We start from the raw sequence: 12593 nt of genomic DNA on the forward strand, positions 1-12593 counted from the left end.
TCATCATTATGAAAAATTTATTTCTCTTGATTTGTGGTTTTATCCTGCTGCAGGGTTGTCACTCTCTTGATCTCAATCCTTTATCTGATGGGTCAAGTGAAACATGGAATAGTACACCAGAAGAGTTGGAAATGTCTTTGAACGGACTTTATAAAGAAGTGTTCTGGAAAAAAGATCTGGATGATTGGACGGATGACTGGATCTTTCGTGATGGTTTGACAGAAGTGACAAATGCGACTCTTAATGGACAATCTTCCTTTATTAAGACCTGGTGGTTGGATACCTATAAAGCGATTGCTCGGGCTAACACGATTATCAAAGGAGCCGATCGGGCGAAAGATAAACTGTCTCCAGAGCAATTGACCATTTTTGTGGCTGAGGCAAGATTTGTCAGAGCTTGCATGTACTCGACTTTGTTGAGCCACTTTGGAAATGTGATCTATACCGATGATATACTTGATATTGAGCAGGCGAGAAATCTGAAACAGTCAGAACCTGAAGTGGTGCTGCAGAAAATATATGAAGATTTTGACTATGCCATCGCAAATCTGAAATTAAAGAGCTCAAGTACGGAGTTGCAACGTGCTACAAAAGGGGCTGCAATGGCTATGAAAAGTCGCATCGCATTATACAGCGGAGACTTTGCTACTGCGCGAGATGCTGCTAAGGCCTGCATGGATCTGAAGCAATACAGCCTGCACCCAAGCTTTGCTAACCTTTTTCTCTCGTCAACCAAAAACTCGGCAGAAAGTATCTTTTTATTACCCAGATCTATTGCCTTGAAGGTTGCATTGGGAGATCGTCAGAATTTTATTTCACGTAATTCGGGTGGTTGGGCAGCGAAAGATCCTTCTTGGGATCTGCTCTTTGCCTTCACGTGCACAGATGGACTGCAGGTCGATAAATCGCCTTTATTTGTTTCTTCAAACCCATTTATCAATCGGGATCCAAGATGTAAGGAAACCATCGCTGCTTTTGATGAACCACTACTTGATTATATCTATACCCCGCATCCTGAGGCTATTAATGTCCTGAAAATTTCAACGGGTAAACAGGTTGTCAATAATGATAATCGCGTTAATGCGCAATATGCTTCATTTAATGGTTTGATTTGGAGAAAAGGTGTGGACAGCGATTGGTTGTTGAATAGTTGGCAAACGGAACCTGATAATATCATCATCCGATATGCTGATGTGCTATTGATATATGCCGAAGCTAAGATCGAATTGAATGATATCGATCAAAGTGTTGTTGATGCGATCAATATGGTCAGAGCTAGGGCTTATGGTGTAACGTCCGATTCGCCAGATTATCCTGCCCTAAAAATGCTTGATCAGTTGAGTTTAAGAAAGGTTTTACGGACTGAAAGAAGGATGGAATTTGCGCTCGAAGGACTTCGCTATATGGATCTGATCCGCTGGAAATTGGCGGAGAAGGCCTTGAATAAATCAAACTATGGTCTTCTGGATCCAGCAGATCTGTTGGCTAAAGTGGTTAAAACAGGGAAATGGTTTCTTCCTAATGCGCCTACCATAGATGCTGATGGTTTACCCGATTTTAGTGCCTTTCAACAACAAGGATTAATCAAAACAATTGCAGTTCGAAAGTTTGATGCTTCTAAGCAGTATTTATGGCCAATTCCTTCTACGGAAGTGTTGACTAGTGGTTTAATCCAAAATCCCAATTATTGATGAATTTATTGAAATCAAGTTTATTTGTTGCTGCCAACCTCGTTTTCTGGACACCTATTATGGCTCAGCTCAAACAGTATAGTGGTATATATCCACATTTGGCGATGTATAATAATGAAGGTGAATGTGGGACAGGGGCAGTTGTTCCGTGGAATGATTATTTATATGTGATCACCTATGGTCCACATTTACCTTTGGGATCCAGTGATAAGTTTTATAGGATAAGCGCGGATCTGAAACAGGAGGTTATGCCTGAAAGTGTAGGCGGTACTCCTGCGAATCGATTTATCCATCGTCCGTCTAATCAACTGTTGATAGGCCCCTATATCGTCGATAAGGAAGGGAAAGTTGACATTATCCCAATCAAGGATATGCCAGGACGATTGACAGGGACTGCGGCCCATTTGTATCATCCAGATTCGTTGGTCTACTATGGAACGATGGAAGAAGGGATCTATGAAGTGAATGTCTATACTAAAAAGGTGCATGAATTATACACCGATGGTAATTTGAAACAACCAAGTTACCAGGCACAGTTAGAAAACATGACACCCCCTAAGCCACATCAATTTGCCGAACTATTAGGGGCTCATGGCAAGGGTTTGTACAGCGGACAAGGTGTACTCGTGTATTCAAATAATGGTGAATCAGGAGATCTTGCTTTGAAGCAATTTGATATACCCGCAGGTTCTTTATCGGAATGGGATGGAAAAAATTGGAAACTGATCAGAAGAAATCAGTTTGTCGAAATTACGGGACCAGGTGGGATTCAGGGCAATGCTTCCCCAGATGATCCGATATGGGCAACAGGCTGGGATCATAAATCGGCTATTCTAGGAGTCAGAGATATCAATACAGGATGGAAATTTTATCGTTTCCCAAAAAGTAGCCATAGTTATGATGGGGCACATGGTTGGAATACGGAATGGCCTAGAATCCGGGATGTAGGTCAGGAAAATGACCCTTACTACCTCATGACTATGCATGGCCTATTTTGGCACTTTCCGAAAAATTTTTCAATTGGAAATACAGCTGGATTACGTCCATTATCTTCTTACTTGAAGGTTATCGGTGATTTTTCACGCTGGAATAATCAATTGATTTTTGGCTGTGATGATTCTGCTCAAAAGGAGTTTTTGAACAAACGTTCTGTAAAAGGACAGATCGAGGGGCCGGGACAATCGAATTCTAATCTGTGGTTTACCGACTTTGATAAAATAAAATCTCTAGGAAATAATACTGCGGAAGGTGCTGTTTGGCTGAATGAAGCCGTTAAAATAAATGTAGCATCAGACCCCTTTTTGTTTGCGGGTTGGGGATTTCGAAGTTTATGGTTGAAAAATGAAGGTTCCTCAGAAATGAAGATCGAGATACAATTGGATAAGGATGGTACTGGTCAATGGACGACCTATAAAACGTGTACTGTAGCGGGTGGAAAATCTTTTGTCCAAAATTTTCCATTTGATACCGAAGGTGAATGGATTAGATTGATTAGCCATACAAATGCTCAAATTACTGCTCAGTTTACCTATGTCGATAACCATAAAGTGCAACGTGATGATCAAATCTTTCAAGGAGTAGCGGATCTTGGTACCCCATCTGTTTCTAGCGGATTGATGGTCGGACTAGGTGATAATAAAAGATCGATGGGTATAGTCGCTAGTCAATTGAATGGTGGTGTTTTTGAAAAAGCTGGTTATTATGAATTGACTTCGGATATGCTATTGAAACCAAAAGTTGATAAGCAGGAAGAAAAATATATTGAGGAAAAATTTGCGCTTAGCAATAACCTGGTTGAGTTAAAAACGAGTTCTATTCTTGTTGTGGATGAAAAGGGTAGAAGGTGGCGATTGCCCAAAGGAGATAAAAGATACGACAATATTGTTCAAAATGGGTTGGCTCGGATATGTAGAGAAGTGGCCACGGAACGGGATTTATTGAATTTGCATGGTACTTTTTATGAGCTTCCTGCAGAAAATGCAGATGGGTTTGCAAAAATAAGACCCATTTCGTCGCATCAATTAAATATTGTGGATTATGCTTCATATAGGGGATTATTAGTTTTATCTGGTCTGGATATCACACAAGCAAATCCGAAACATATCATTACTTCGGAAGATAAAAAATGTGCTGTCTGGGTTGGAGCTATCGATGATCTTTGGAAGTTGGGGAAACCTCAAGGAAATGGTGGTCCTTTGGATAATGAAGTTTTAGAAAAGGGGAAGTTTAGTGATCCTTATTTATTTGGGTTTTATGACAGAAGAAAGTTAAAGCTCGCTAATCATGAGAAATTTCCCGTCACATTTTCCGTACAGATGGATCCTGTGGGAAATGGAACTTGGATGGAATACCAACAAATTACTGTCAAAGGCAACGCTAGTGCTGAGATCGAATTTCCAAAAAATGTAGAAGCGCGATGGATTAGGTTTGCAGTTGATCGCAATAGTCAAGTTTCAACGCTATTAAATTATGATTAACTATTGGATGATCATGTTCTTGTTTATGTTGTCTTTTCAATTGAGGGGGCAACATAAACATCTTGTTCCCGAAGTATCTATCGAATACCGGGTAAATGATACACTTGAAATACAAGTCAATTTGATTCAAGATCAGGAGACTGCGGCCTATTATTATCATGCTTTTCTTTCTACTGATATCTGTAATGATAAAGTATGCCTTCCTATTCAGGTAGATCTATTCTGGAATTTGTTGGGAGATTATGATCATTTTTCAGTTCCTCAGGGTCATGTTTTTACCAAATTTGATCATCAGTATTTTGATCAAACTGATTATGGTTTACTTCAAGAAATCTTGCTCGATACGCTCTCTCCAATTCGGGATTATGCTGTTGAAGAGTTTTTGGATAAGAAGGAACAAAAATATTCGGTAGAACTGGATGCGATAACCCGTCCTACATTGAAAGTTTTTTCAAATGTGACTGTTCCTGGAGCTTTATATACGGTATATGCTTTATGGCATATTGTCAATGGGAATATCAAACAATTGATTCGAAATGAGTTGGATGTGGTTTATAAGCAACATCATTTAGCAGATTTTTTTGCAGCATCGAATAGTGCTTCTTATGAAGCATATTACCTGGAGAAGTTGGCCGATGATCAGATCAATGCTGCGGAACCAGTGTTGGTTCGTTTGCTATTTTCAAATGATGAATACATTCCTCATTATGCTTGGAAAAAATTGGGGGAAACTTACTATGCAAACCCTGATAAATATAATAACCTACTTCAGGAACTGGAAAAACTTAAACCGCATTTGCAATTAGTGGTTTTAAGAAGCATAAGTCGACCAAACTTAAGAACCAAAGAAATTTTAGCGGATAAAGCTCAAGGTAAAACTTTATCAAAAAATCAAAAAGAACTTATTTATAAATTATTGAATTATGAAAAATAATCGAAGATCATTTTTAAGAAATTTAGGAATTGGGTCTGGAGCCCTATTGGTAAATCCTGTGTTTGGTATGACCACGGGGGATTCTGGTGAATCTCAAGATAGGACGGAAGAAAACACCGGATTTATTGCGTCGGATGTTTTTGTGAAGAGAAATCTTACTACAGATTTTCTGGTTGCTGGGGGCGGTATGGCGGGTGTTTGTGCAGCTTTGGCTGCTGCTCGGAATGGGATGAAAGTTATCTTCATCCAAAATCGTTCGCGCTTAGGGGGAAATGCAAGTTCAGAAATCCGAATGCATATCTGTGGGGCATCACAGTTAAATCAAGTCTGGCGAGAGTCGGGACTTTTGGAAGAGATATTGTTGACAGAGGCAGCCATCAACCCACAGCGTTGTTGGGAAATGTTGGATTATGTCATGTACGATAAGGTATTGACAAATCCCAATATAACCTTACTGTTTGATACCTCTTTGTATGAGGTGGTCCGAAAAGGGAAGAGTATCGATTCCATCAAAGCTTACTGTTCGCAAACAGAGGAGATCTATGATATCAAGGCGAAGTATTTTGCAGACTGTACAGGTGATGGGACTTTGGCCGCTTTGGCGGCAGCAGATTTTATGCGTGGAAGAGAGGCTAAATCTGAATATAATGAAGCTCTAGGTTTGGAAAAACGCGATGATATCACCATGGGAAATAGTTTATTGTTTCAATCAACAGAACATGATAAACCAATGCCCTTTAAGGCGCCAGCTTGGGCAAGAAAGTACCAGTTTGAAGACTTTAAGTACCGGAAGATTCACTCATGGGAATATGGATATTGGTGGATTGAATTGGGAGGTTTAGAAAATATTGTTCATGATGGCCAAAAAATTAGACATGATTTAATGGCCGTGGTATTTGGTGTTTGGGATTACATCAAAAACTCTGGAAACCATCCTGAATCTGCTAATTGGGCACTTTCATGGCATGGGGCTATTCCAGGTAAACGCGAGAGCAGACGGATCAAAGGTGATTATGTATTGACACAGAATGATGTGCTTAAGCAAGAAAATTTTGAAGATCGGGTAGCCTATGGAGGATGGCCACTGGATGATCATTTACCTGCAGGTATGGATGATACCTCGTTAAGCCCATTTCGGTCCATCGGTCTTAAAGGTCCATATTCTATCCCTTTGCGTTGTTTATATAGTAATTCTGTTGATAATCTTGTCATGGCAGGAAGGAATATATCGGTCACCCATGTTGCTTTATCGACTACTAGGGTCATGGCAACATGCGCAACACTGGGACAAGCGATAGGTACGGCTGTTGCTTTTGCTGTGAACAATAAAATTAAGGTCAATGCCTTAGTTGGAAATAAGGAAAAGCTGAAAGAATACCAACAACTGTTGTTGAGACAGGATCAAGCGATATTGAATGTTCAGAATTCAGACAAGAAGGATCTGGCATTGCAGGCCTCTATTTCTGCCAGCAATGAATCGGACAATGGTCAGGCTATTTTGGTGATCGATGGTATAAACCGCGATATAGCAGATGGTAAATTACATCAATGGCGGGCAGATATGACTTCGGGCGAGCAGTTTTTGGAATTACAATGGAAGAGTCCACAAGCGTTGTCGTTAATTGAATTTACCTTTGATACAGGTCTGAATAGACATTTGAGACTTTCTGGAGAAAATGGGACGATGAAAAGTCAAGTGCGGGGTCCGCAGCCTGAGACCATTAGTGATTATCAAGTTGAGTTCTATTTGAAAGATCGTTTGCTGCATAAAATTGAAGGTAAAGACAATTTCTTACGAAAGGTAGCACATTCATTTAATACCAGTGAAGTTGATCGTGTGCGATTTGTAGCCAAGAAAACACATGGTGATAAATATGCTAAAGTATTTGAAATTAGATGTTATGCCTAGCAATAACGGACGGTTTTTTGCTCGGTTTTTCTCATTAATCCTTAACGTATGGTTGCTACATTTGAATTTCTCGATAATATGAACGCCCTAACGCTGGTTTTTGTTTCGCTTTTGATCTTTGCGATCGCTTATCGTTTTTATGGAATTTTCATTGCCAAAAAGGTCTTACGCCTTAACGATACGATACCTACACCGGCAGTTGAGTTTGCTGATGGACACGATTATGTGAAGACTGATCGTAAAGTATTATTTGGTCATCACTTCGCTGCTATTGCTGCTGCAGGTCCACTCGTTGGACCTGTATTAGCGGCACAGTTTGGCTATCTCCCTGGCACTTTATGGATCCTGATCGGTTGTGTATTGGGTGGTGGAGTTCACGATATGGTCGTTCTATTTGCATCGGTTCGGCATAAAGGGCAGAGTTTGGCGACTATTGCTGCTAAGGAAATTGGACCAGCCGTTGGTGGAATTGCGGGGGTAGCGGTATTATTTATCCTCATCTTGACCTTAGCTGGTCTATCTTTGGCCTGCATAAGCGCTATGCACGAAGCTCCATGGTCTTTATTTACCATCATACTCACGATGCCCATCGCTATATTTATGGGTTTATTGATGCGTTATCGTGCGGGGTCGGTCACATTGGCAAGTGTATTGGGCGGTATTTTACTGTTAGTGGGTATTATTGCTGGCCATCGGCTTATGGAAATACCAGTCATCCATGATATGTTTGATTGGGATGTGAAAACGATTTCGATCGCCATAGCGGTGTATGGTTTTTTTGCTTCTGTACTACCGATCTGGTTTCTTTTAGTGCCCCGCGATTATCTTTCTACTTACCTCAAAATCGGCACGATACTGATGCTTGCCGTTGGTGTAATATTTGTTCATCCGACTATTCAGATGCCGGCATTGACGAGTTTCATTCATGGTGGCGGACCGATTATTGGTGGTCCGGTGCTTCCTTTTATTTTTATAGTTATTGCTTGCGGGGCTATTTCTGGCTTTCATGCGATCATCGCAACGGGTACTACTCCCAAAATGTTGGGTAATGAAAGGGAAATACTTTTTGTAGGCTATGGCGCTATGCTTGTCGAAGGGTTTGTTGCCCTCATGGCATTGATTGCCGCTTGTACATTAATGCCAGGAGATTATTTTGCGATCAATACTCCTGCGGAAGATTATGCGCAATTTTTGAAGCTTCATCCTCATTTACATACGGTGGATCTGCCACATTTTATCGACAGGATAGGCGTGGATCTACATGGACGTACTGGAGGTGCTGTTTCCTTGGCTGTGGGTATGGCACATATTTTTGATAAAGTACCCTTTATGGACGATATTATGGCCTATTGGTATAATTTTGCTATTATGTTTGAAGCGGTATTCATCTTGACAGCAATTGATGCAGGTACGCGGGTGGGACGTTTTTTTTTACAGGAAATGTTGGGTACGGTGATTCCTGCATTTAAAGATAAAGATTGGAAACCTGGCGTTTGGTTGTGCAGTGCGCTGTTTACATGCTCATGGGGTTACTTAGTGTTTACCGGTAACGTGAGTAGTATCTGGCCGTTATTTGGAATTAGTAATCAGTTGCTGGCCGCCTGCGGATTGATCGTATGTACAACCATGCTGCTCCGGATGAATAGGGGTAAATATGCATTATGTACGGCTCTTCCTGGAGTATTTATGGCTATCATTACTTTTTGGGCCGGATACCTGCAGATCGTGGATATTTATCTACCAAAAGGTCAAATGCTTTTGGCCGCATTAGCGATCTTGGCTATGCTGTTAATGTTGCTGGTATTCATAGGAACTTTCAGAAAATGGTACTTATTATTAAGAACGGATACAAGAGTTGTAGACCAAAACGGAGAGATAGTAAAGGCTGTCGTAGAGCGATAATGTTGGGGGAACAAATCGCCTATTCCAATAGTTGGAAAGGGGTTCTGTGATTAATAAAAAAGCGCCTTAAATAAGGCGCTTTTTAGGATATTACATGTGCTTGAAAACGGAGATTATCTCTGTTTTGCGCGTACAGTGATTGAGTAATACGGAAGTTTGTCTAATTTAAAAAATGAGAGTTTGTTGATGTTTTAATAAATATGAGATAATCAAAGGCATCGGCAATATTTGTGTCGCGAAATTCATTAGCTTGTTTATCTGCGCCAACGATTCGAAAGGGAAGCGTTGACAATAACCAGTCTAATTCGACAGGTTTGTCCGCTTTGACTTTCTTAAGATCAAGAATAAAGATTGGTTCATCCATTTGATTTAAAAAATGCTCATAAGTTCCAGGAAAGGCGGTTTCTGCAGGAAATGGCTTTATATCATTTGGATCCATAGCCGTATAGGAACCGTCATAAAAAGTAAAGCCAATTGACAAAGATTTATCTGGAAAGGCATCGGCGATATAACCACCCATTTTCATTGGTGAATCAAAGAATCCTTTATCGATTGTTTTGTTGCTTTTAGAAATATGACCGTTATGTGCCCATGCTATAATTCTTGGGTCAGGATGATGATCCATTAACCATAAAAGATTTTCTGCCATATAGCGATCGCGCTTTTCCTCAGGATTTCCATCACCAATTTTCTGATCTACATATTGTTCTAAAATTCTCATGTTTTGTAGTAGCCAGTCTTTCTCTGTTCCCGTTTTATCACTTTTTTGGATTACAGTTTTTAACTGTGTGTGCAATTGAGTAGTACGATGGATCTGTTCATCAGGTAAGCTCACTTTTCCATTTTGGTTAGCGTACTGGTATGCTATTGTTGAAATAAAATATTCAAATTCATATAAATCTTTTTGGATATCAGTATTTGTTTGGAGTGCTTTTTTTACTTCTTCTATTGCTCCTTTGTAAAACTGCATATCAAATCCCGCAAATTCAATTTTTGGTTTCCCTTGATTAAAGTCTTGCACCCAGTTCAATAGGTTACGAATTTCAGTTGTATGCCAAGTCCAAAAGTATAGTGTTTTCATCAAGTTTATCTGGTCAAACTGTTGATTCATAATAGCTTTGTTTAATGTGTTAGATTCAGGCATATTGGCCTCAAAAGCAAGCATGTTGAAGTTGTCATATTGCGTGAGGTATTTGATGATGCGGTGCTTCATTTTAAATATTTCACTGGAACCATGAGATGATTCCCCTAAAGCAACGATTTTGGCATCTTTAGTCAGTTTTTTTAGAATGGATAAGTCTGCATCGTTATTAAAATTTGGATCAAATGACTTTAAAGGATAGCAGTACTTTTTTAATACGGCTAGTTCATTTTTTGTTAGTGGAGCTGTTCTGGGTACTGGTGTTATATACTTTTGGCCATCAATAAAGAGCTCAAAATCGTCAAACCATGCAGTGATAGCACCACCGTAGCAAACACCTCCAATAGAAATCAATGCGGCATTGGAATCAATTTTGGCTGAAATGCTGACTTCTTGCCACGATGATGTATGATTAATCCGTTTTCCAGCCATGTCATCGAACTGGATTGGTTTTCCCATTTTATCATAGGCAACTAGAACTAAGCCTGCTTCGGCCTTTTCTTTAATGTCTGTTTTTATTCTTCCCTTTAGAATAATATCCTTTCCTTTTACGAGTTCAAACGGTAATGTATTTGAAAAAAAAGCATCTCTTTTTTCATTTGGATTTGTTTTGTTGATTTTGTAGCTGTAGTCTCCGCTAACTTTTTCGACGCTGTCTCTGCTGTATACAGCAGCATTATTGAGAGTAAACCAACTTCTTACTTGATTGCCACTCATGGTTTCGAAATCTAAATTTAAATAGGTCTGTGCAGATAATGTGGGTATACTACAGGATAATAGGAGTAAAGTAGCTAGTTTCTTTAAGGATTGCATATGATTGGTTTGTAGTCTATAAAATGGTTGTCATAAGATAATAATTTTTTTGCTTTTGTGAAATAAAATATGGTTATTTATATATTAAATGTCATCAAGACGTATAATTTAGATCATGCATAAACCTTTGTGCCATGGTATGATAATCCAAAAATAAACGAACAAATTATAAACAATTATGATGCATACATCAAGAAGAAAATTTATTAAAAACTCAACTACGGTTGTTTCTATAGCTGGTTTAACGGCTATGTTTCCTAAGCTATATGCTGCTGCAGGTGCTGATAAAAAAATCCGTGTTGCAGCCATTGGTATCAATGGTATGGGATGGGCCGATTTAAATGCTATACTAAAACATCCAGATGTGCTGTGTACCGCGCTTTGTGACGTTGATGATAATGTCTTACAAAAACGTATAAAAGAGCTTGGAGGAAGAGGTATTAGAGTTAAGGGTTTTAATGACTATCGTGATTTATTAAAAAGTAAAGACGTCGATGTGGTGGTTGTCGGTACGCCCGATCATTGGCATTGCTTACAGATGATAGAAGCTTGCCAGGCAGGAAAAGATGTTTATGTTGAAAAACCTTTGGGTAACTCGATCGCAGAATGCAGATCGATGGTAGCTGCAGTAAAGAAAAGTAAATCGATTGTACAGGTGGGACAGTGGCAGCGGAGTCAGCAGCATTTTCGCGATGCGATTGCGTTTGTGCACTCCGGAAAGTTAGGTAAAGTACGCTTGGTGAAAGCTTGGGCATATCAAGGGTGGATGAAAAGTATTCCCGTTAAGCCAGATGCACCCGTTCCTGCAGGTGTCAATTATGATTTGTGGTTGGGCCCTGCAAAGAAACAACCTTTCAATCCGAATAGGTTTCATTTTGATTTTAGATGGTATTGGGATTATGCTGGTGGATTAATGACGGATTGGGGTGTTCATATGCTTGATTATGCACTTTTAGGAATGAAAGCTGCTACGCCAATTTCAATCATGGCATCAGGTGGGAAATTTGCTTATCCGCAAGATGCTGCCGAGACACCTGATACGTTAACGACTGTATATGAGTTTGAGGGTTTTAATATCCAATGGGAGCATGCTACTGGTATTGATGGAGGTCCTTATGGAAAAAATCATGGCGTTGCTTTTATTGGAAATAACGGAACTTTAGTGCTTAACCGAAGTGGCTGGGAGGTCATTCCTGAAAAGGGCCGTATGGATGGTGTTGCCTTTCAGAAATCAGTCGATGATGGATTGGATCTGCATGCCGCTAATTTTATTGAAGCAGTTAAAAGTAGAGATTCATCGGCTTTAAATTGCTCTGTAGAGGCTGGTGCAGATATTGCAATATTTGCGCAAATGGGTAATATCGCATACCGTACACGTAAGAAAATCTATTGGAACAAAGATACCGGATCTTTTGGTGCTGAAGACGCTGATCAATTAATTTCGGCATCTTACCATAACGGCTATCAATTGATTTGATTATAGATATTGTGGCTGATTTTTACGGTGTAAGCCCTGATATTGCTACTTGATGTATTTGACGGCAATTTGGTTTTGGGGGTATCTGGGAGGACTTGAGCTATACTGAACACGGTTCCCCTGATTGGGTTAGGGAGTCTATGGTAGGGACATTGATTTTCTGATTTTTTGTGTAGTTTGGGATGGGGCATTTGTAAAGCGCTTGTTAAATAAACTATTAAATTTATTGAATAAAAATTTAACTATTTA

General features: G+C 39.7%; 7 protein-coding genes. 6 read left to right on the forward strand and 1 reads right to left on the reverse strand.

All coding sequences use genetic code 11. The features are described from left to right. The first annotated feature begins 8 nt into the window (after positions 1-8). The 5 genes from KO02_RS10000 to KO02_RS10020 are packed head-to-tail and all read left to right on the forward strand — an operon-like array spanning position 9 to position 8913. Positions 9-1691 (forward strand): RagB/SusD family nutrient uptake outer membrane protein, encoded by a 1683-nt coding sequence (locus KO02_RS10000; RefSeq protein WP_038697988.1) that lies wholly within the window; start codon positions 9-11, stop codon positions 1689-1691. Then, positions 1691-4168: a hypothetical protein gene (locus KO02_RS10005; RefSeq protein WP_038697990.1), complete on the forward strand. Its 2478-nt coding sequence runs from the start codon at positions 1691-1693 to the stop codon at positions 4166-4168. Before KO02_RS10000 ends, KO02_RS10005 begins: the two co-directional genes overlap by 1 nt. Next, positions 4161-5102: a hypothetical protein gene (locus KO02_RS10010; RefSeq protein WP_038697991.1), complete on the forward strand. Its 942-nt coding sequence runs from the start codon at positions 4161-4163 to the stop codon at positions 5100-5102. The genes KO02_RS10005 and KO02_RS10010 overlap by 8 nt, the downstream gene beginning before the upstream one ends. Further along, entirely contained in the window at positions 5092-7011 is a 1920-nt protein-coding gene (locus KO02_RS10015; protein WP_051959851.1) for an FAD-dependent oxidoreductase, read from the forward strand. Before KO02_RS10010 ends, KO02_RS10015 begins: the two co-directional genes overlap by 11 nt. A 48-nt stretch (positions 7012-7059) precedes the next feature. Beyond that, the gene (locus tag KO02_RS10020) at positions 7060-8913 is read left to right on the forward strand and encodes a carbon starvation protein A (RefSeq protein WP_200878629.1); all 1854 of its coding nucleotides are present in this window, start codon (positions 7060-7062) and stop codon (positions 8911-8913) included. Between the two features lie 160 nt (positions 8914-9073). On the opposite strand, the gene KO02_RS10025 is transcribed toward KO02_RS10020, so the two are convergent. After that, complete coding sequence (locus tag KO02_RS10025; RefSeq protein ID WP_038697992.1) at positions 9074-10867, reverse strand: erythromycin esterase family protein; 1794 nt, start codon at positions 10865-10867, stop codon at positions 9074-9076. 178 nt (positions 10868-11045) lie between these two features. On the opposite strand from KO02_RS10025, the gene KO02_RS10030 reads away from it, so the two are divergent. Next, a complete protein-coding gene (locus KO02_RS10030; protein WP_235212383.1) occupies positions 11046-12344 on the forward strand; it encodes a Gfo/Idh/MocA family protein in 1299 nt (432 codons plus the stop codon). Positions 12345-12593 lie beyond the last annotated feature (249 nt).

It is taken from the genome of Sphingobacterium sp. ML3W (genome assembly GCF_000747525.1).
Classification (GTDB): domain Bacteria; phylum Bacteroidota; class Bacteroidia; order Sphingobacteriales; family Sphingobacteriaceae; genus Sphingobacterium.

What these genes read in the sequence shown, in the direction of transcription:
- KO02_RS10025 (WP_038697992.1), bottom strand. Translation starts at nt 10,867, where the DNA reads ATGCAATCCTTAAAGAAACTAGCTACTTTACTCCTATTATCCTGTAGT.
- KO02_RS10005 (WP_038697990.1), top strand. Translation starts at nt 1,691, where the DNA reads ATGAATTTATTGAAATCAAGTTTATTTGTTGCTGCCAACCTCGTTTTC.
- KO02_RS10020 (WP_200878629.1), top strand. Translation starts at nt 7,060, where the DNA reads ATGGTTGCTACATTTGAATTTCTCGATAATATGAACGCCCTAACGCTG.
- KO02_RS10010 (WP_038697991.1), top strand. Translation starts at nt 4,161, where the DNA reads ATGATTAACTATTGGATGATCATGTTCTTGTTTATGTTGTCTTTTCAA.
- KO02_RS10030 (WP_235212383.1), top strand. Translation starts at nt 11,046, where the DNA reads ATGATGCATACATCAAGAAGAAAATTTATTAAAAACTCAACTACGGTT.
- KO02_RS10000 (WP_038697988.1), top strand. Translation starts at nt 9, where the DNA reads ATGAAAAATTTATTTCTCTTGATTTGTGGTTTTATCCTGCTGCAGGGT.
- KO02_RS10015 (WP_051959851.1), top strand. Translation starts at nt 5,092, where the DNA reads ATGAAAAATAATCGAAGATCATTTTTAAGAAATTTAGGAATTGGGTCT.